The sequence below is a fragment of the Mammaliicoccus sp. P-M59 genome, from assembly GCF_022386135.1.
Classification (GTDB): domain Bacteria; phylum Bacillota; class Bacilli; order Staphylococcales; family Staphylococcaceae; genus Mammaliicoccus; species Mammaliicoccus sciuri_A.
The window spans coordinates 667,365-686,983 of sequence record NZ_JAJNJJ010000001.1 but is presented as its reverse complement, the minus strand read 5'-3'; the positions used below and the strand labels follow the sequence as shown (position 1 = coordinate 686,983).

Sequence of the window (19,619 nt, the reverse complement as noted above, 5' to 3'; positions counted from 1 at the left end):
AATTTGATGATTTCACGGGTTTTTCATATGAAGAGAGTGAATTCTAGTTCTCTTTTCTAATTTTGCTGATATGAATATCTCTTGAAATTGCAATCAACGGACGAATGAGCATTTGGAAACTCCCAATTACAAATAGAACAGTTCCTGCAAAAGTAGTCGATTCATTAAAAAATAGAAAACTACCCGTTATAAATATCATCGCAAGAATGATATCGTTAATTTGATATAGAAATTTATAAAAAGTAACAACCTTAACATCAATATTGAATATGGTGAATTCCAATTCATTTTTATTTTTAGTGTGCATAATCCTCACCTCAAGTTGATAATATCAATAAATAGATTAAATTCAAGAGATTGATGTATGTGGGGGGAGGTATATTGACGTCGTTATTAGCAGTTTTGGCCAAAGGTGCAAATACTGACCCCGTTATTAGCAGTTCTTGCTAAAGGTGCAAATACTGACCCCGTTATTAGCAGTTCTGGCCAAAGATGCAAATACTGACCCTGTTATTAGCAGTTTTGGCTAAAAGTGCAAATACTGACCCTGTTATTAGCAGTTCTGGCTAAAAGTGCAAATAGCAAACACCACACTAGTTTATTTAGGGAAAAATTTTCTATTTCTTTTCTTCTCTGATTTGAAATACTTGTTACAAACACGGCCAATTGTATATTGCTTCACCGGATAACACCACTGGATGGCTTCATCAAATGTGAAACCGTCTCTTTTTAAATAATAGAGTTCTTTCAAATTGTACAGAATGATTTCTTCGGATTTGATCTTACTATAACAGTATGTGCAGTTATAGTAGATTTTACTTTCTACTATATTGATAGTGTGCATTTTTCTACAACTTGGACATTTAATACCAGCTAAACTGAGATCGAAATATGGTGTGAGTTCTTTTTGATAATAAGTGGAGTGAATTTTCTTGTGTTGTAATAAAAAGTTTAATAGTGCGGGGTTAAACTTTGATGATTGGGATAGTAAAATTTCTTTGATTTGATTCAATTGATTGAAGTAGATGATATTCTGATCATGTAGCCAGTTTCCAACTGGGATAAAATGAGGGTTCGTAAAAATGATATAAGGCTGAATGTCTGTATGTATACCATTTTGATACAGTAATTTTTCTAATTCAGATTTCATAAATTGAGTTTGCTTAATGGGGATTTCGTAGTGATTCCATAACTATTTTTTAAGTAATCTTGTTCGAAATGCCACTCATCTCTATAATGTTTAATTTCAAATAAGAAAAGTGTATTATCTGTTGCGACTAAATAATCAATTTGGACATGATGTTGATTACCGAATTCGAAGTTATAAATATAGGTGACATTAGGTATCGTGTTTAAAAACGATTTGAAATACCGTTCTCCTTCTTTACCATTGTAATAAGTTAGAAGATTATTCCTCTCATCTTTCGATAAAATCTTTCGTGATTCAAGTGCGAGTAAATATTGATAGTAATCGGATGCATTCATATAGGACTCCTTTCTGTTATTTATTGGTAATTCAATTTTACTTCGTTTACTAAAAATTTCTATCAAATCAATATAAGCGACTGTAGATGAATTTTCTCTGTCGCTTTTTATATTGATTTACGTTATAATTATACGATGAGTTTTTAAAAAGGAGCGATAGATATGGCTGTAAAACCACTTGTTACGGTACCAAATCCAATATTAAATAGAGAAGTTAAAGATGTTGTGACTTTTGATGAGTCTTTAAAAACATTAATTGCTGATTTAGAGGATACAATGTTTGAAAATGATGGGGTGGGTATAGCTGCACCTCAAATTGGCGTTGATCTTAAAGTTGCGATTGTTGATATGGAGCAAGAAGGTATTTTGCAGCTGATCAATCCAACGATTGTTTCTCAATCTGAAGAAACTGAAGCTGATGTAGAAGGTTGTCTCAGCGTACCTGGTGTCTTTGGAGAAGTGAACAGAAGTAAAATGATTGTTGTGAAAAGTAATGATTTAAATGGTAATCAAGTTGAACTAACTGCGTATGATGATATTGCGCGTATTATTTTACATGAAGTAGATCATTTATATGGTGAGTTATTCACGGATAAGATGACAAGAGAAATTAGCGAAGAAGAACTAGAGGAGATGTATAAGGATGAGTAAAATTGTATTTATGGGTACACCAGATTTTTCTACAGGCATTCTTGAAATGTTAATCGAAGAACATGAAGTGATTGCAGTTGTTACTCAACCGGATCGTCCAGTAGGTAGAAAAAAAGTACTGACACCACCTCCTGTTAAAAAAGTAGCAGTTGAACACAATATTCCAGTATATCAACCTGAAAAATTAAATCATTCACCAGAATTAGAAGAGATTATTAATTTACAACCTGATTTGATCGTAACTGCAGCATTTGGACAGCTATTACCAAAATCATTATTAGATGCGCCAAAATACAAAGCAGTCAATGTGCATGCTTCATTGCTGCCTAAATATCGCGGTGGTGCACCGATTCATTATGCAGTTATGAATGGTGAGAAGAAGACTGGCGTAACAATTATGTATATGGCAGAAAAATTAGATGCAGGTAATATTATTAGCCAAGATGAAATCGACATTAAAGAGAACGACACAGTAGGAGATGTTCATGATCAACTAGCAGTACTCGGTACAGCATTATTGAAACGAACTTTACCTACTATTTTTAATGGAACAAATGATAGCATTCCTCAAGATGAATCTCTAGTAAGTTTCGCTTCTAATATTTCAAGAGAAGATGAAAGAATTGACTGGACACAAGATGCTGAATCAATTCATAACCATATTAGAGGGTTATCACCTTGGCCAGTTGCATATACAACGATGAATGATAAAAATATGAAATTGTGGCGCAGTGAAATAGTAAGAAATGTTAAAGGTAATCCAGGAGAAATTGTTGAAACAACTAAATCAGCTATTATAGTAGCAACAGGCAGTGAAGATGGTGTTGCTTTAACTGAAATACAATTAGCAGGTAAAAAACGAGTGCAAGCACGAGATTATTTAAGCGGATTACAATCAAAAATTGATGGGACTAAATTAATATGATGAAAAATAATGTAAGAAACGTTGCATTAACGATTTTAGATGATGTACTGACAGGTGAAGCATATAGTAATCTACAACTTAATGAAGCGATAAAAAACGAAGCCGTATCTAAAAAAGATGTTGGATTATTAACGGAACTTGTATATGGTACTTTACAAAGAAAAATCACTTTAGAATATTTAATTGAGCCTTTTATTAAGACGAAGTTAAAAGGTTGGATGAAACGTCTATTAATTATGAGTGCATATCAATATGTATATTTAGATAAAGTCCCAAATCATGCGATTATCAATGAAGCTGTCAATATTGCTAAAGTACGCGGTGATTTACACAATAGTAAAGCAATTAATGCAATTCTTAGAAATTTCATGTCTGCACCATTAAGAACATTAGATGAAATCAAACATGATGATAAGAAACTTTCAATAGAGGGTAGTGTACCTTTATGGCTAACGAAACATTGGATTACACATTTTGGATATGAAAAGACAAGAGAGATGTGTTTACTAAGTTTAACACCGCCAGATACAACAGTAAGAGTAAATACAACACGTATATCTGTTGAAGATGCAGTTGAAAGATTAGAAAGTAATGGTTATACTGTCGAAATAGATAAAGACATAGAAAGATGTTTACATGTTAAAGGTGAAGCTATTGTAAATGATAGATTATTTAAAGATGGTTTATTATCTGTACAAGATAAGAGTTCAATGTTTGTAGCAGAAATTTTGAATCCGAAACCGAATAGCACAGTGTTAGATACATGTAGTGCACCAGGTGGGAAGACTTGTCATATCGCTGAAATCATGAATCAAACAGGTCATGTTGATGCGTTTGACATTCACCCACATAAAATAGATTTAATAGATTTTAATATCAAAAAATTAAGACTTAAAAATGTAACAGCAGCAGTACACGATGCAACTCAGCCTTTTGATCAAACATATGATTACATCCTTGTAGATGCACCGTGTAGTGGATTTGGTGTCATGAGAAGAAAGCCTGAAATTAAATATGACAAGACGTCAAAAGATGTTGAATCATTATGGCACTTGCAATTAGAAATCCTTGAAAATGCGAGTAAATCTCTCGCACCTAATGGAGAATTAGTGTACTCAACTTGTACAATTGAACAAATGGAAAATGAAAATGTTGTTTATTCATTCTTAAAAGCAAATCCAGAATTTGAATTCGCACCATTTATAGATCCGAGAACAAATCAAGAAACTAAAACATTACAGCTACTACCTCAAGATTATAATTCAGATGGTTTCTTTATTACTAAAATTAAGAGAAAGGAAAGTTAATATGCCAGCGATACAGAAAAAACGCAATAAATTTATGCCAAACTTCGAAAGACCTTCAATATATTCATTACAATTAGGAGAATTAGAAGATTGGTTGATCGATCAATCAGAACCAAAGTTTAGAGCTAAACAAATTTTTGATTGGTTATATGTTAAAAGAGTAGATGCTTTTAGCGAAATGACAAATCTTTCAAAAGAATTGAGAGAAAAGCTTGTTCAATCATTTGAAATTACAACATTAGAAGTAGCTGTTAAACAAGAAAGTAAAGATGGAACAATCAAGTTTCTTTTTGAATTACAAGATGGATACACGATTGAAACAGTATTAATGAGACATGAATATGGGAATTCAGTTTGTGTGACAACTCAAGTAGGTTGTCGTATAGGTTGTACGTTCTGTGCCTCATCAATCGGTGGATTGAAACGTAACCTTGAAGCGGGTGAAATTGTTGCGCAAGTATTAACAGTTCAAAAAGCTTTAGATGCTACGGATGAGCGTGTCAGTCAAGTCGTTATTATGGGTATTGGTGAACCATTTGAGAACTATGATGAAATGATGGGATTCTTAAAAATCATTAATCATGATAAAGGTTTAAACATTGGTGCACGTCATATTACAGTTTCTACATCAGGAATTGTCCCTAAAATTTATGATTTTGCTGATGAATCACTACAAATAAACTTCGCATTAAGTTTACATGCTGCTGATAATGAAACACGTTCAAGATTGATGCCTATTAATAGAGCTTATGATTTAGATAAATTAATGGAAGCTATTGAATACTATGTCAATAAAACGAATAGAAGAATCACATTTGAATATGGTTTATTCGGTGGCGTGAATGACCAAGTTCATCATGCAAAAGCATTGGCAAAATTAATTAAACATTTAAACTGTCACGTGAACTTAATTCCAGTTAACCACGTACCAGAACGTGATTATGTAAAAACATCAAAAGAAGATATCTTTAAATTCGAAAAAGAATTAAAAAGAAACGGGATAAATGCTACAATAAGACGTAATCAAGGTGCAGATATTGATGCTGCATGTGGACAACTAAGAGCAAAAGAGCGAAAAGAAGAAACGAGGTAACAAATCATGGAAGCACGGTTTTTTACAGATGTCGGTCAATTTCGAGAACAAAATGAAGATGCAGGTGGTATCTATACAAATCAAACAGGTCAAGTTTTATTAGTGATTTGTGATGGTATGGGCGGACATGCTGCAGGTGAAGTTGCAAGTCAATTTGTGAATGATTCACTTAAAGCTAGATTCGAAGATGAAAATTATATTGAATATGATCATGCTGAAGATTGGTTGCAATCTAACTTAGCTGATATAAACAGACAATTATATAACGAGTCTATGAACAATGAGATGTATAGAGGCATGGGTACAACTTGTGTTTGTGCTCTAGTCTATGAAAAAGACATCGTTGTAGCTAATATAGGTGATTCACGTGCTTATTTGATGAACAGTCGTGAAATGATGCAATTAACAAATGATCATACATTTGTTAATCATCTTGTTACGATTGGGGAAATTACGAAAGAAGAAGCTTTCACGCATCCTCAAAGAAACATTATTACAAAAGTTATGGGAACAGATAAACGTGTTAACCCAGATATTTTTTACTACAATACAAAATTTTATGATTATTTACTTTTAAATTCAGATGGCTTAACAGATTACTTACATGAAGATGACGTTCAACAAATTGTGATGTCTCATAAAGGTACGGTTGAGGATATTGGTGAAACGCTTATCGAAGAAACAATCGAAGTCGAAGGTAAAGATAATATTTCGTTAATATTATATCCATTTGAAGGTGGAAAAATATGATAGGTCGCATAATCGCCGGTCGCTATGAATTTGTGAAGTATCTTGGTGGCGGTGGTATGAGTAACGTCTATTTAGCGAAAGATAAGATCTTGAACCGTGATGTAGCAGTGAAAGTAATCAACATACCGCCTTATGAAAAAGAAAAAGCCGTTGAACGTTTCGAAAGAGAAGTTCAAAATACGACGATTTTAAGTCATAGTAACGTTGTGAATGTACTAGATGTAGAAGAAGATGATAATTGTTATTACCTTGTTATGGAATACATAGAAGGACCAACTTTAAAGGAATATCTATGTAAAGAAGGTAAGTTATCTGCAGATGAAGCTGTTGAAATGACGCTTCAAATCTTAAAAGGTATCGCACATGCACACCATCATCGAATTATTCATCGAGATATTAAACCGCAAAACATTCTCATGACTAAAAATGGGACGTTAAAAATATTAGACTTTGGTATTGCAAGGGCATTAAGTGAAACAGCTCTAACTGAAACGAATCATGTTATGGGTTCTGTTCAATATTTATCGCCTGAACAAGCTAAAGGTCAATCAACAGATGAATCATCAGATATTTATTCTATTGGTATTGTATTGTATGAATTATTAACAGGACACCCACCATTTAATGGGGAAACGCCTGTAAGTGTAGCCATTAAACATATTCAAGAAGAGTTTCCTTCTATTAGAAAAGAACGACCATCTATACCTCAAAGTATAGAAAATGTCATTATGAAAGCAACGCGTAAAGAAAAGTCACTCAGGTACCGTGATACAAATGAAATGTATTATGACCTTTTAACAGCATTGGACGATGAACGTAAAGATGAATTACCTAGGTATGATTCTAATTCAGATACTAAAACAATGCCCGTTATAAAAGCAGATGAAGAAGAAAGTGATACAAAGACTGTTCCAATTGCAACGACTCAACAAGATGCTAATGCTCAACAACAAAATACGGAAACAAATAAGCCTAAACGTAAACGAAATAAATGGTTAATCGTTTTTGTGCCTATTTTACTATTATGTATGTTAGTAGGTGCAATCGGTTTTGCCTTAACGGCTCCTAAATATGTAGATGTGCCTAATTTATTAGGAAAATCACGTGGTGAAGCCTTAGCTTTAATAGACGAAAAAGGTTTAAGTAAAGGCAAAATAACAGAAGCCTATAGTAATAGCTTTAAAGAAGGCGAAGTTATGAAAGTAACACCTAAAGTTGGTAGCAAAGTTAAAGAAATGACTAAAGTTGATTTAGTGATATCTCAAGGTGTTAAGACGTTTACCGTAGAAGATTATGTTGGAAAATCAGCAGACAAAACGAAAAAGCAATTAGAAAAACAAGGCTTTGAATCTGTCCGTATAAAAGAACAGTATGATAAAGCGGCGAATGGCACAGTGATTAATCAAAATATCGAACCAGGTTCTAAAGTCGTACCTAAAGATACGATGATTATTTTGACTAAATCAATCGGCGTGAAACAAGAATACGTTAAAGATTATACGGGTGAAGAAATCAGTAAAGCGACATCTGAACTTGAAGCACTTGGATTTAAAGTAGAACAATCTGAAGTTGAAAGTGATGAACCAGCAGATACAATCGTCAAACAATCATTTAAAGATGGACAATTACCAGTCGAATCAACGATTTACTTTGATGTATCTAAAGGTGAAGATAAAGACTCTGACTCAGATAAATCAGATGACAAAGATAAAAAAGATGACAACAATGATAATGCAAGAGATAAAACATATACACAATCCGTTTATATACCATTTACAGGTTCTGATAGTAAAAAAGGTCAAAAAGTAGAAATCTTTGTTAAAGATAAATCAAATAATATTAAAAAAGTTGCAGATTCCTTTACGATTAAAAAAGATACAACAAGAAGCATTAATTTCACGATTCCAAAAGGCGAATCAGCTGAATATCGCGTTGAAGTAGATGGTAAAGAAATTGAAAGTAACACAATTGATTACGATGATTTCTAAATATATGAAAAGTATATAGCTATATAAGAGACTGAAACATTAACCAGTGTTTCAGTCTCTATTTTTATACACTATTGATTTAATGCTTAGTTCTTAGTAAAATTTAGAAAATGAGTCTGGGGTGAAAAATATGCTTCCTTATGTGTCTTTATATGAATATGTATATCGTCAAACAGAACATGCTATTGTAGATGCTGATCAAAAGCACGCTATTTATGAAGAGTATAAAAATATTGTGACCTCATCTCATCTAACTGATCAAGTCTTTATAGAAGTTATGAATAATTTCTTCTATGATATAGGCTTGTTAAATACGTCTATTAAGGCATTGAAAGTTCCTGACAAGCAAGTGGGGATTAAGGTGAGGGCTACTAAAGATGCTTTAGTTGTTACGGAAGTGCTGGATGATATACGCTTTGTTGTTGGTGATGAAATTACACAGTTATCAGGAGATTCTATTGAATATTGTAGAATGAGATATCATCGATTATTAAAAGATGAACCATACCATAGGGAAGAATGGGGACATATTTTAACTTTCCAAAATGAAGTAGAAGTAAAAAGAGCGAATCAAACTTATCGCTTTGAATTGAGACATTATCCGGTCGATACAGAACATACGATTGATGTGACGATTAAGGATGATGTACCAATATTAGAGTTTAACGGTGATATTCGTTTTGAACAAGCTGTTGAAGCGTTATATAAATTATCCAAAATTCAAGAATCATCTAAAAAAGTCGTGTTTGATTTTAGGAATGCACAATTTAAAAATTTAAGTATCGCAGAGTTTCTTATACCTTATTTTTATGAGATTGGAAATCAAGAAACGATATTAACGAGAGACACACACGTAAAGGTTGAGCGAGAGCGTCATAAGACGTTATTTAAGCAAAAATTAGAACGTTTGTATAAAGCGTGCAGTGAAATGAATGAACAAGCTTTTTATCAAAATATTTTAGATCAACCTGTTGGTGATTGGAAACTCTTTGATGATGATAAAATTGATTTTATCGGATTAAGTCGATTTGAAGAAATTGTGGTATTAATTGATAAAGATACATCTTATGCAGCTGAATGGCTCGTTTATAAAATAGCAAAATCGGGAATAGTCAATCTTGTCGGAAGACCAACGAGTGGAAATCTAGCATTTTTTAATGTTGTTGAGGAAATTATTGATCAACGATTTATACTCAGTTTTCCAGTTGATAATCTAAGTCAATCGATTCAAGATGATGTCGTTTATCCAGATACGCTAATTGAGTGGTCAAAAAGGCATGCATTAGTTGACAAAGATATAAAATTTTCAATTGATAATAGTAGTTGATTGATTATTTTCACAGAAAATGAAATAATATGTAAGTATATGAAATTTACAAAAATTCTAGGGGGCATTAACTTTATGGGTAAGCAAATACCAAAAGATAGAGGGCTAGACAGTACATTAAAAGTCTTAAAAGAAGGCTATAAATATGTACCAAATAGACTTGAGAAATTTGATACAAATATTTTTGAATTAAGAGCATTAGGTGGAAGAAGAACAGTTGTATTTAGCGGTAAAGAAGCTGCAGAGATTTTTTATAACAATGAATTAATCGAAAGACAAGGTACATTACCTAAACGTGTTGTTAATACTTTATTCGGTAAAGGCGCTATACATACTACTGGTGGTAAAAAACACATAGACCGTAAAGCTCTATTTATGTCATTAATGACTGAAGAAAACTTAGAATATTTGAGAGAACTTACACGTAGTACTTGGTTTATGAATACTGAACGTATGGAAAGAATGGACGAAGTTAACGTTTATAAAGAATCTATCATTCTATTAACTAAAGTTGGATTTAGATGGGCAGGCATTATCGCTTCTCCTGAAGAAATCGAAAGCTGTGCTAAAGATATGGATACTATGATCGATTCATTCAAAAATATCGGTACTGCATTCAAAGGATATAGAGAAGCTAAAAAAGCAAGAGATAGAGTGGAAACATTCCTAGAAAATCAAATTATTGCAGTACGTGAAGGTAAATTAACACCTCCACAAGGTACAGCATTACATGAATTTAGTCATTGGGAAGATTTTGAAGGTAATTTAATGGATTCTAGATTGTGTGCGATCGATTTAATGAACGTTGTGCGTCCTCTAGTCGCAATTAACCGTTTTGTTAGTTTCGGTGTGAAAGCATTACATGATTATCCTGGAGAAGCAGAAAAAGTCTTCAATAATGAAAATGACTATGCATATAAATTTGTACAAGAAGTTAGAAGATTCTATCCTTTCGTACCATTTTTACCTGGTAAAGCAGCAGTAGATATCGAATTTGATGGCTATACTATTGAGAAAGATACTTTCTTAGTATTAGATATTTACGGAACATTGCATAGAGAAGGCTTATGGGAGAATCCAGAAAGATTCTATCCAAACCGCTTCAGCGATTGGGACGGAAGCCCATTTGATTTAATTCCTCAAGGTGGCGGCGATTATTATACAAACCACCGTTGTGCGGGTGAATGGATGACAATTATCATCATGGAAGAATCAATGAAATACTTCGCTAGAAACATTTCATATGATATGAAAAAAGACCAAGACCTATCTGTTAATTTAAATAAATTACCAGGTCGTGTCGTAAGTGGTACAATCATTGAAAATGTTAATGCATTAGTAAACCGTAACGTAGAATCAGTTTAATTATAAATTGATTCATTATAATAATATTATTCAGGCTGAAATTTCATTCGAAATTTCAGCCTGAATTCATGTATATATGAAAATTTTCAAAGATATTTGGTATCATAGGTAAAGAGGTGATGACATGGTAACTTGTTTAGTTGTAGATGATGATAAATTTATCTTAAATGATTTGAAGCGAGAAATTGAACGTGAACATATAAATGTTATAACAAGTCTCAGTGGTGAGGAAGCTTTAGAAGTTGTAGAGCATAAATATATTGATATTGCTGTTGTAGATATTATGATGCCAGGTATGGACGGCTTTGAATTGTGTCAAATACTTAAAGATAGTTTTGATATTCCAGTTATCATGTTAACGGCAAGAGATGAGTTGAGTGATAAAGAAAATGCATTTCTTGCTGGAACAGATGATTATGTAACGAAACCATTTGAAATTAAAGAGTTAATTTTTAGAATAAAAGCTGTACTACGCAGATTTAAAATTAATTCATCCAATGAACTTCAAATAGGTAACACACATATTAATAGTGTTGATATGGAAATAACGATTAATCAGAAAACAATGCTTTTACCTAAGAAAGAATTTGCATTATTAGATTATTTAATGCGTAACAAAGATAAAGTATTACAACGAGACAAAATCATTGAAGTTGTATGGGGCATTGATTTCGAAGGAGACGAGCGAACACTTGATGTACATATTAAACGTATTAGAAAGCGATTAGAAAAGTTAGAGAGCGATGTCTTGATTAAAACCGTGAGAGGCGTTGGTTACAAGGCGGTGCTTGCTCATGAGGTTTAAGTCTTTAGCGCAACGTATAACAATCTATACAATAGTTGTGATGCTCGTAAGTGCTATTTTAGGATTCATTCTTACAAATATTTATTATCATATAGATTTAAAAGAAAAAAATGACCACAAAGTATTTAATACTTTAAAAGATGTTCAAGATTATATTGATCATGACAATGAAATGTCGTTGGATAATTATTTAAATCACTTAAGTGAGCTGCATTATCAGGCTGTATTATATAATGATAAGTTGAAACCGACTTACTATGGTGATAACTTTAGAAAATATAATTTAGATAACCAAGCAGTTGAAGATGTTTTAGACGGTAAAACGTATCATGGTATTAAGAATAGACCGTTTAATATATTTATTACAGGATTCTTTGATAATGAAACGAGAAACACTGTCGGTATCAAGATTCAACACCAAGGTAATGAATATGCGTTATTCTTAAGACCGAGTGTCGGTTCTATGTTAGGCGAATTTAGAATATTTTTAGCGATATTACTTGTATTACTTGTCGTCATTTCATTAATACTCGTGCTATTTTCAAGTTATTCTTTAGCAAATCCAATTAGACGACTTATGAAGACGACTGAATCATTACGTAAAGGTGATTTTGATGTCGATATCAAAGTAACACGTGACGATGAAATAGGTATATTACAACATCGATTTATTAAGATGAGAGATGAACTTAAACAACTAGAAATGATGAGACAATCTTTTGTTCAAAATGTCTCTCATGAAATTAAATCTCCACTTCAATCTATTTTAAGTTTATTAAGAGAACTTGAACATGAACAAGATGAAAATAACAGAATACAAATTATAGAAGATATATATGCTAGGGCATACCGTTTGAGTAATTTAACGAAACAATTATTGTTGTTATCTGAGTTAGATAATAGTGAGCATCTATCATTTAATGAAACAGTACATGTTCAAAAAGTCATTAAAGAAGTCGTTCAAAATCTCAATTTCTTATTAGAAGACAATGAAATCTCAGTTCTGTTTGATATGGATGATTTAACGATTAAAGGTAATCATAAGTTACTTTATCAAGCACTCTATAATATATTAAATAATGCTATTAAATACTCACCTAAACATAGTATGATACAAATTGATCTTAAAGAAGAAAATGAATTTGTAAAAATTTCTATTATAGATGAAGGTTATGGCATGACTGAGAAACAATTGAAACATATTAAAGATCGATTTTATAAAGGCGATCAATCACATAATATTCATGTTGATAGTAACGGTCTTGGTTTATCAATTGTGGATTCAATTATTGAACATCATGATGCTCAAATCTTCTTCGAAAGTGAAGTCGATAAAGGGACAGAAGTAACGATTTTGTTTAAGCAACATAAATAATTGATTATTTAAGCAGTATGATTTGGTATAATTAAAATAAAATGAGGTAGGTGTTATATTGAAAACGGGTCGTATTATTAAATCAATAAGTGGAGATTATTCAGTACAAGCTGACGATGGTATTTATATTACGAGAGCTCGAGGGTTATTCAGAAAGAAGAAGACATCCCCTGTTGTCGGAGATATTGTTGATTTTCAAGTTGAAAATGAAACGGGTGGGTATATTCAACATATTCATGAACGTGAGAATATATTATTAAGACCACCAGTCTCAAATATTCATAAAGTTATCGTCGTGATGAGCGCATCAGAACCAGCGTTTAGTCAACAATTATTAGATAGATTTCTCGTAGTTGTTCATTCATACAATATTACACCGATAATATGTGTAACTAAAAAAGATCTCGCTACTGATGATGAAATTCAACAAATTCAAGATAAATTAGCTCAATATCAATCAATTGGATATGAAACTTTATTTATAGGCGAAGAAGATGATGTATCAAATGCGATTAAACCTTTAATTGATGGTATTATCGTGTTAAGCGGCCAATCTGGTGTTGGTAAATCCACGATTATGAATAGATTGTTCGAGGATTTGAATTTAGAAACGAACAAAATCTCAAAAGCGCTTAATCGTGGTAAACATACGACAAGGCATGTTGAGTTGTATGAGTTAGATGGTGGTTATTTAGCGGATACACCTGGATTTAGTGCATTAGACTTTTCTCACATTGAAAAGGAAGAACTTGCAGATTTATTCCCAGAATTTGAAGCCATTAAATCACAGTGTAAATTTAGAAATTGTACGCACATTAATGAACCTAAATGTGCAGTAAAAGAACGCATACGAGACAATCATTTTTATCAGTTAAGATATAAGCACTATTTGACATTATTCGAAGAAATTCAAAATAGAAAGGTAAGATATTAATGGTAAAAATAGCACCTTCACTTTTAGCTTGTGATTTTGCAGAATTAAAACAAGAAGTAACACGCGTTAAAGAATCTGGCGCAGACATTTTACATTTTGATGTAATGGATGGGCAGTTTGTACCGAATATATCAATTGGTTTACCTATTTTAGAATCATTAAGAAAAGTAACAGATATGACGATTGATACACATTTAATGATCGAGAACCCAGAACAAATGATTGATGCGTTTTGTGAAGCGGGTTGTGACATGGTATCTGTCCATTTCGAGGCGACACCACACATTCATAGAGCGATACAACAAATCAAAGCGCATCATAAATTAGCAGGTGTTGTGATCAATCCTGGAACGCCTGTAGAATCATTAACTCAAATTTTAGGAGACGTGGACTTTGTTTTAATTATGACTGTGAATCCTGGATTTGGTGGTCAAAGCTTTATAGAATCTACGCTAAGTAAAATTACTTGGTTAGACGAATATAGAAAAGAACATGACTTAAACTTTGAAATTGAAGTTGATGGTGGTGTTAATGAAGAAACTGGTGCGTTATGTAAAGCACAAGGAGCAGATATATTAGTTGCAGGATCTTATTACTTCAAACATGAAGACTACAAAGAACCTGTACACAAATTAAAGGGTGATTAATCATGAAAGTAAATCTATTATGTAGTATGCGTCATATCAATGAACATATACTTCAAGATGAAAAGCACATTGATTGGATAGGTGTAGATAGAGGCACAATTGAATTAATTAAACATGATATTAAGCCTATTGCTGCTATAGGAGATTTTGATTCGGTATCAGAGGAAGAGTATCAACAAATTATTAAACATATCGATATTGATCCGGTTAATAAAGAAAAGGATGATACCGATCTTGCATTAGCGGTTAACTTAGCAGTTGAACTCGGATACGAAGAAATAAGAATATATGGTGCGACAGGTGGCAGATTAGATCATTTTATGGGTGCTGTTCAAATATTAACGAAACCAGAATTTCTGGAAGATAATATTCAAATTACGCTTGTAGATGAACAAAATGAAATTACAGTATTAAAAGCAGGAAATCATCGAATTTCACAAGTAGAAGGCATGAAATATGTGTCGTTTATTCCGTTAAGTACGAATATACGAATAAAATTAGAAGAATTTAAATATGATTTGCCATTTACCACTTTGGCTCAAGGCTCAACGTTAACAATTAGTAATGAGTTTAAAGCAGGTCATGAACATCCATTAGTGACAGTTGAACTTGGCAATATATTGATGGTACAAAGTAAAGATAAATAAAAAAAGAGAACCTTCCACACAAAGGTTCTCTTTATTATATGTGACTTATATTCATTAAACGCGTGTAACTTTACCTGATTTAAGCGCACGAGCTGAAACCCATACACGTTTAGGTTTACCGTCAACTAAGATTCTAACTTTTTGTAAATTAGCGTTCCAACGACGTTTGTTAGCATTTAATGCGTGAGAACGGTGGTTACCAGTTCTAGCTTTACGACCTGTTACGAAACATTCTTTAGCCATAAATATCCTCCTTTAATGAAATATAAATACACATTTATTTACGTTTACACACCTTAATAATATAACACGCACTTGTCATTTATTCAACGGCTTTTTTGCAATTTAGCGAAAAAATAATAACAAATTTCGCAAAAAGTATTTTAAAGTTCAATTTATTTGTTATAATAATATCTTGTGAAAACGTTGTATAAAAAACGTGATTAAAATGATGAATTCTTGCGATGTGAATGTGATATTAAGTATAATTAAACAGAACATATAAAAGTAGTTTATAAAACGAAAAAATTTAAATGTGTAGGAGGGACGTAATCATGACTTTAGAAATTACAAATGAGTATGGAAGTATCGATATTTCAAATGACGTTATTGCAACGCTTGCTGGCGGAGCTGCCGTAGAATGTTATGGTATCGTTGGTATGGCAAGTAAACATCAAGTTAGAGATGGTATTGCAGAAATTCTTGGGCGTGATAATTATGCCAAAGGTGTTATTGTATCTCAAAACGAAGGTGTTCTTGATGTAGATATGTATATAATTGTGAGTTATGGTACGAAAATCTCAGAAATAGCAAACAATGTCCAATCTGCTGTTAAATATACTTTAGAACAATCATTAAATTTAAAAGTCAACGCAGTCAACATATATATCCAAGGTGTTAGAGTTATTAATGATGATGAGGAAGCATAGGGAGGCAAATACAGTATGAATAAGATTGACGGCAAATTGTTTGCTGATATGATCGTACAAGGATCAGATAGTTTATCAAACAATGCAGATTTTGTAGATTCTTTAAATGTGTTCCCTGTACCAGATGGAGATACAGGAACAAATATGAATTTATCAATGTCATCAGGTGCAGCAGAGGTTAAAGCTCATAGTAATGTACATATCGGTGAGGTTGGTAAAATATTTTCTAAAGGATTGTTAATGGGCGCAAGAGGTAACTCAGGTGTTATCTTATCTCAATTATTTAGAGGATTCTCAAAATCGATTGAGAATGAACAAGAAATTGATGCTCAACAATTCGCTAAAGCATTCCAAGCAGGTGTGAATACAGCATATAAAGCTGTAATGAAACCAGTTGAAGGAACGATTTTAACAGTTGCGAGAGTAGCTGGAGAAGCGGCTGTTAAAGCAGCTGAATCAACAGAAGATGTTATAACAGTTATGGAAGCTGTCATTAAAGAAGGTCAAACAGCATTAGAAAACACACCAAACCAACTACCTGTACTTAAAGAAGTAGGTGTTGTGGATAGTGGTGGACAAGGTTTAATGTTTGTTTATGAAGGCTTCTTAGCAACATTAAAAGGCGAAAAAATTCAACCAGCTAAAGAAAAAGTAGATACAGACGAATTTATTAATGATGACCATGATTTCGGTGGTGTCATGAATACTGAAGATATCGTCTACGGCTACTGTACTGAAATAATGGTTCGCTTTGGAAAAGATAAAAAAGCATTCGATGAAGAACAATTTAGAGAAGATATGAGTCAATTCGGTGATTCATTACTTGTAATCTCTGATGATGAAATCGTAAAAGTACATGTTCATTCTGAAACACCAGGTGAAGTATTATCTTACGGTAGCCAATACGGTGAACTGATTAAAATTAAAATCGAAAATATGCGTGAACAACATAGAGAAGTACTTCGTAAAAACGCAGATAAAAAGATCAAACAAGAACAACAACAAGAGCAAGAAGAGATTGAAACAGCAGTTATTACAATTTCAATGGGTGAAGGAATCACAACATTATTTAAATCACTTGGTGCAACACATGTCATCAGCGGTGGCCAAACTATGAATCCTTCAACAGAAGATATTGTAAAAGTTGTAAAACAATCAGGTTGTAAAAATGCAATCATCTTACCAAATAATAAAAATATTATTATGGCAGCTGAGCAAGTTGAACATTTAGTTGATATACCTGTAGCTGTTGTAGCATCAAAAACAGTATCTCAAGGTCTTTCAGCAATGTTAAATCTTAACTTAGAGCAATCAATCGAAGAGAATAAAGCGCATATGGAAGATGCAATGCGTTTTGTAAAATCAGGTTCTGTAACATATGCCGTTAGAGACACAAATATAGATGGTATTACAATTAAAAAAGGTGAGTTCATGGGTATCCATGAAAGCAGTATTAAAGTAAGTGATGCTGACCACCTAACAGCTAGTAAAAAGCTTATCGATGAAATGATTGATGAAGATAGTGAAATTTTAACAATTATTAAAGGTGATGACGCTACTGATGAAGAAGTCGATCAATTAGTATCATATGTTGAAGAAAACTATGAAGAAGTTGAAGTAGAAGTACATCAAGGTGACCAACCAATTTACTCATTCTTATTCTCAGTAGAATAATCTCAAGATAAAAGACAACAATGTTAAACAAAAGCGTTGTTGTCTTTTGTGTTGTAAAACGCTTACAAAACGAGCGAAAGTTGTTATAATGGTATGGTGAAATTAAAAGAGAAACGAGTGATTATTGATGAAATATAGAAGTGTCTTTGACATTATTGGTCCAGTAATGGTTGGACCATCTTCATCACATACTGCTGGTGCAGTAAGAATTGGATTAATAGCTAGAGGGTTATTTGATGGTAAACCTGAACATATTGATATATATTTATATGGGTCTTTCATGGAAACTTATAAAGGACATGGTACTGACGTTGCGTTAGTCGGCGGTATTCTAGGCTATGATACAGACGATGACCGAATCAAAACAAGTCTTCAAGATGCTGAGCAACAACAGATTGATGTCAACTTTATCGAAATGTATGAAGAACGATCACATCCGAATACAGCAATTATCAACATGAGAAATAAAGAAATGGAAATCTCAGTAGAAGGTATTTCAATTGGTGGTGGTAAAGTTGAAATCGTTGCGATAAACGGATTCCAAATTGCCATTAGTGGGAATTATCCTGCTTTACTTGTTTTTCATAAGGATACATTTGGCACAATCGGGAAAGTGACCAATGTCTTTGGTGATTATCGTATTAATGTTGGTAGTATGCAAGTGGCCCGTAAAGAGAAAGGTGAACTTGCATTAATGACGTGTGAATTAGATGATGATATTCCACAAGAAGTCTTAAATAAAATTAAAGAAATTGATGGTGTACAGACAGTCACATTAATGGGGGAATCATAAAAAGGAGGGTTATCATGTTTCAAAGTGTAAAAGAACTTATTGAAATTTGTGAAAGAGAAAATAAAAAAATTTATGAAGTCATGATTGAACAAGAAATGCGTGTGTCTAAACTCTCTAAAGAAGAAGTTTATCAAAATATGGAACGCAATTTAGATACAATGGAAAAAGCCATTGAACGTGGTATAAATGGTGTAACGTCAACAACAGGTTTAACTGGAATGGATGCTGTACTTTTACAAGATTATTTAGAAAGTGGACAATCACTTTCAGGTGATTTAATGATTGATGCAGTAAGTAAAGCTGTTGCGACGAACGAAGTAAATGCAGCAATGGGTAAAATATGTGCAACACCAACTGCCGGTTCTGCAGGGGTTGCGCCTGGTGTATTATTTGCACTGAAAAAAAGACTAAACCCTACTAGAGAAGATATGTTACATTTCTTATTTACAACAGGTGCATTTGGATTTGTTGTTGCGAATAACGCATCTATATCAGGTGCTGCTGGTGGTTGCCAAGCTGAAGTTGGTTCAGCAGCTGCGATGAGTGCTGCTGCAACAGTAGAAATGGCTGGCGGTACACCTCAACAATCTGCAGAAGCATTTGCGATTAGCTTAAAAAATATGTTAGGACTTGTTTGTGATCCAGTTGCAGGATTAGTAGAAGTACCTTGTGTTAAGAGAAACGCTGCAGGTGCTTCAAATGCAATTATTTCAGCTGATATGGCTTTAGCAGGCGTGAAATCCAGAATTCCTACTGATGAAGTTATAGAAGCTATGTATAAAATTGGCCAAACAATGCCTTCAGCACTACGTGAAACAGGTCGTGGTGGTTTAGCAGGTACGCCAACAGGTGAAAGATTAAAACAAGAGATATTTGGAAATTAACCAAAACATTAATTTATAAGGCTAGGACATGATTCATTGT

Annotated in this window: 21 protein-coding genes; 17 read left to right on the top strand and 4 right to left on the bottom strand. The window is 32.9% G+C overall.

Annotation, left to right across the window (positions count from 1 at the left end; all coding sequences use genetic code 11):
• Nucleotides 1-43 precede the first annotated feature (43 nt).
• The 3 genes from LQ617_RS03315 to LQ617_RS03305 form a co-directional block, all read right to left on the bottom strand.
• Nucleotides 44-307 carry a YrhK family protein gene (locus tag LQ617_RS03315; protein WP_037587587.1) on the bottom strand — a complete coding sequence of 88 codons (264 nt, stop codon included), beginning with the start codon at nt 305-307 and terminating at the stop codon, nt 44-46.
• A 291-nt stretch (nt 308-598) separates the two neighbouring features.
• On the bottom strand, nt 599-1,150 hold the full coding sequence (locus tag LQ617_RS03310) for a hypothetical protein (RefSeq protein WP_239739549.1): 552 nt from the start codon (nt 1,148-1,150) through the stop codon (nt 599-601).
• Nucleotides 1,147-1,485 carry a nuclease-related domain-containing protein gene (locus LQ617_RS03305; protein WP_239739547.1) on the bottom strand — a complete coding sequence of 113 codons (339 nt, stop codon included), beginning with the start codon at nt 1,483-1,485 and terminating at the stop codon, nt 1,147-1,149. Before LQ617_RS03305 ends, LQ617_RS03310 begins: the two co-directional genes overlap by 4 nt.
• Before the next feature lie 162 nt (nt 1,486-1,647).
• Here LQ617_RS03305 and def point away from each other — a divergent pair, with 162 nt between their 5' ends.
• The 13 genes from def (at nt 1,648) to LQ617_RS03240 (ending at nt 15,299) form a co-directional block, all read left to right on the top strand.
• Nucleotides 1,648-2,136, top strand: a complete 489-nt coding sequence (gene def, locus LQ617_RS03300) for a peptide deformylase (RefSeq protein ID WP_037587590.1) — start codon at nt 1,648-1,650, stop codon at nt 2,134-2,136.
• Entirely contained in the window at nt 2,129-3,061 is a 933-nt protein-coding gene (gene fmt / locus LQ617_RS03295; RefSeq protein ID WP_037587594.1) for a methionyl-tRNA formyltransferase, read from the top strand. The genes def and fmt overlap by 8 nt, the downstream gene beginning before the upstream one ends.
• A complete protein-coding gene (rsmB, locus tag LQ617_RS03290; protein WP_191092275.1) occupies nt 3,058-4,368 on the top strand; it encodes a 16S rRNA (cytosine(967)-C(5))-methyltransferase RsmB in 1,311 nt (436 codons plus the stop codon). Before fmt ends, rsmB begins: the two co-directional genes overlap by 4 nt.
• Nucleotide 4,369: 1 nt before the next feature.
• Nucleotides 4,370-5,461, top strand: a complete 1,092-nt coding sequence (rlmN, locus tag LQ617_RS03285) for a dual-specificity RNA methyltransferase RlmN (RefSeq protein WP_025904564.1) — start codon at nt 4,370-4,372, stop codon at nt 5,459-5,461.
• A gap of 3 nt (nt 5,462-5,464) precedes the next feature.
• Nucleotides 5,465-6,211 carry a Stp1/IreP family PP2C-type Ser/Thr phosphatase gene (locus LQ617_RS03280; RefSeq protein WP_037587595.1) on the top strand — a complete coding sequence of 249 codons (747 nt, stop codon included), beginning with the start codon at nt 5,465-5,467 and terminating at the stop codon, nt 6,209-6,211.
• The gene (pknB, locus tag LQ617_RS03275) at nt 6,208-8,199 is read left to right on the top strand and encodes a Stk1 family PASTA domain-containing Ser/Thr kinase (RefSeq protein ID WP_239739545.1); all 1,992 of its coding nucleotides are present in this window, start codon (nt 6,208-6,210) and stop codon (nt 8,197-8,199) included. Before LQ617_RS03280 ends, pknB begins: the two co-directional genes overlap by 4 nt.
• Nucleotides 8,200-8,329: 130 nt before the next feature.
• On the top strand, nt 8,330-9,526 hold the full coding sequence (locus LQ617_RS03270) for a hypothetical protein (RefSeq protein WP_239739535.1): 1,197 nt from the start codon (nt 8,330-8,332) through the stop codon (nt 9,524-9,526).
• Between the two features lie 75 nt (nt 9,527-9,601).
• A complete protein-coding gene (locus tag LQ617_RS03265) occupies nt 9,602-10,891 on the top strand; it encodes a cytochrome P450 (RefSeq protein ID WP_025904560.1) in 1,290 nt (429 codons plus the stop codon).
• A gap of 124 nt (nt 10,892-11,015) precedes the next feature.
• On the top strand, nt 11,016-11,696 hold the full coding sequence (locus LQ617_RS03260) for a response regulator transcription factor (RefSeq protein ID WP_025904559.1): 681 nt from the start codon (nt 11,016-11,018) through the stop codon (nt 11,694-11,696).
• Nucleotides 11,686-13,071, top strand: coding sequence for a sensor histidine kinase (locus tag LQ617_RS03255; RefSeq protein ID WP_206167145.1), 1,386 nt, complete (start codon nt 11,686-11,688; stop codon nt 13,069-13,071). The genes LQ617_RS03260 and LQ617_RS03255 overlap by 11 nt, the downstream gene beginning before the upstream one ends.
• A gap of 58 nt (nt 13,072-13,129) precedes the next feature.
• The gene (gene rsgA, locus LQ617_RS03250; RefSeq protein ID WP_191836239.1) at nt 13,130-14,005 is read left to right on the top strand and encodes a ribosome small subunit-dependent GTPase A; all 876 of its coding nucleotides are present in this window, start codon (nt 13,130-13,132) and stop codon (nt 14,003-14,005) included.
• Nucleotides 14,005-14,652, top strand: coding sequence for a ribulose-phosphate 3-epimerase (gene rpe, locus LQ617_RS03245; RefSeq protein WP_206167144.1), 648 nt, complete (start codon nt 14,005-14,007; stop codon nt 14,650-14,652). Before rsgA ends, rpe begins: the two co-directional genes overlap by 1 nt.
• Before the next feature lie 2 nt (nt 14,653-14,654).
• The gene (locus tag LQ617_RS03240) at nt 14,655-15,299 is read left to right on the top strand and encodes a thiamine diphosphokinase (RefSeq protein ID WP_239739533.1); all 645 of its coding nucleotides are present in this window, start codon (nt 14,655-14,657) and stop codon (nt 15,297-15,299) included.
• Between the two features lie 54 nt (nt 15,300-15,353).
• Here the strand turns inward: LQ617_RS03240 and rpmB are convergent, their stop codons facing one another.
• Nucleotides 15,354-15,542 carry a 50S ribosomal protein L28 gene (gene rpmB / locus LQ617_RS03235; protein ID WP_017000124.1) on the bottom strand — a complete coding sequence of 63 codons (189 nt, stop codon included), beginning with the start codon at nt 15,540-15,542 and terminating at the stop codon, nt 15,354-15,356.
• Between the two features lie 311 nt (nt 15,543-15,853).
• Here rpmB and LQ617_RS03230 point away from each other — a divergent pair, with 311 nt between their 5' ends.
• The 4 genes from LQ617_RS03230 to sdaAA all read left to right on the top strand — a co-directional run bounded on the left by LQ617_RS03230 (nt 15,854) and on the right by sdaAA (nt 19,579).
• Nucleotides 15,854-16,228 (top strand): Asp23/Gls24 family envelope stress response protein, encoded by a 375-nt coding sequence (locus LQ617_RS03230; protein WP_016911554.1) that lies wholly within the window; start codon nt 15,854-15,856, stop codon nt 16,226-16,228.
• A 15-nt stretch (nt 16,229-16,243) separates the two neighbouring features.
• Nucleotides 16,244-17,902: a fatty acid kinase catalytic subunit FakA gene (gene fakA, locus LQ617_RS03225; RefSeq protein ID WP_239739531.1), complete on the top strand. Its 1,659-nt coding sequence runs from the start codon at nt 16,244-16,246 to the stop codon at nt 17,900-17,902.
• A gap of 127 nt (nt 17,903-18,029) precedes the next feature.
• Nucleotides 18,030-18,695 (top strand): L-serine ammonia-lyase, iron-sulfur-dependent subunit beta, encoded by a 666-nt coding sequence (gene sdaAB / locus LQ617_RS03220; RefSeq protein ID WP_037587617.1) that lies wholly within the window; start codon nt 18,030-18,032, stop codon nt 18,693-18,695.
• A gap of 14 nt (nt 18,696-18,709) precedes the next feature.
• Nucleotides 18,710-19,579 (top strand): L-serine ammonia-lyase, iron-sulfur-dependent, subunit alpha, encoded by an 870-nt coding sequence (gene sdaAA / locus LQ617_RS03215; RefSeq protein WP_058591368.1) that lies wholly within the window; start codon nt 18,710-18,712, stop codon nt 19,577-19,579.
• Nucleotides 19,580-19,619: the final 40 nt, after the last annotated feature.

Excerpts from the sequence above, each read along its gene's own strand:
- LQ617_RS03315 (WP_037587587.1), bottom strand. The coding sequence starts at position 307 with ATGCACACTAAAAATAAAAATGAATTGGAATTCACCATATTCAATATT.
- LQ617_RS03310 (WP_239739549.1), bottom strand. The coding sequence starts at position 1,150 with ATGAAATCTGAATTAGAAAAATTACTGTATCAAAATGGTATACATACA.
- LQ617_RS03305 (WP_239739547.1), bottom strand. The coding sequence starts at position 1,485 with ATGAATGCATCCGATTACTATCAATATTTACTCGCACTTGAATCACGA.
- def (WP_037587590.1), top strand. The coding sequence starts at position 1,648 with ATGGCTGTAAAACCACTTGTTACGGTACCAAATCCAATATTAAATAGA.
- fmt (WP_037587594.1), top strand. The coding sequence starts at position 2,129 with ATGAGTAAAATTGTATTTATGGGTACACCAGATTTTTCTACAGGCATT.
- rsmB (WP_191092275.1), top strand. The coding sequence starts at position 3,058 with ATGATGAAAAATAATGTAAGAAACGTTGCATTAACGATTTTAGATGAT.
- rlmN (WP_025904564.1), top strand. The coding sequence starts at position 4,370 with ATGCCAGCGATACAGAAAAAACGCAATAAATTTATGCCAAACTTCGAA.
- pknB (WP_239739545.1), top strand. The coding sequence starts at position 6,208 with ATGATAGGTCGCATAATCGCCGGTCGCTATGAATTTGTGAAGTATCTT.
- LQ617_RS03270 (WP_239739535.1), top strand. The coding sequence starts at position 8,330 with ATGCTTCCTTATGTGTCTTTATATGAATATGTATATCGTCAAACAGAA.
- LQ617_RS03265 (WP_025904560.1), top strand. The coding sequence starts at position 9,602 with ATGGGTAAGCAAATACCAAAAGATAGAGGGCTAGACAGTACATTAAAA.
- LQ617_RS03260 (WP_025904559.1), top strand. The coding sequence starts at position 11,016 with ATGGTAACTTGTTTAGTTGTAGATGATGATAAATTTATCTTAAATGAT.
- LQ617_RS03255 (WP_206167145.1), top strand. The coding sequence starts at position 11,686 with ATGAGGTTTAAGTCTTTAGCGCAACGTATAACAATCTATACAATAGTT.
- rpe (WP_206167144.1), top strand. The coding sequence starts at position 14,005 with ATGGTAAAAATAGCACCTTCACTTTTAGCTTGTGATTTTGCAGAATTA.
- LQ617_RS03240 (WP_239739533.1), top strand. The coding sequence starts at position 14,655 with ATGAAAGTAAATCTATTATGTAGTATGCGTCATATCAATGAACATATA.
- rpmB (WP_017000124.1), bottom strand. The coding sequence starts at position 15,542 with ATGGCTAAAGAATGTTTCGTAACAGGTCGTAAAGCTAGAACTGGTAAC.
- LQ617_RS03230 (WP_016911554.1), top strand. The coding sequence starts at position 15,854 with ATGACTTTAGAAATTACAAATGAGTATGGAAGTATCGATATTTCAAAT.
- fakA (WP_239739531.1), top strand. The coding sequence starts at position 16,244 with ATGAATAAGATTGACGGCAAATTGTTTGCTGATATGATCGTACAAGGA.
- sdaAB (WP_037587617.1), top strand. The coding sequence starts at position 18,030 with ATGAAATATAGAAGTGTCTTTGACATTATTGGTCCAGTAATGGTTGGA.
- sdaAA (WP_058591368.1), top strand. The coding sequence starts at position 18,710 with ATGTTTCAAAGTGTAAAAGAACTTATTGAAATTTGTGAAAGAGAAAAT.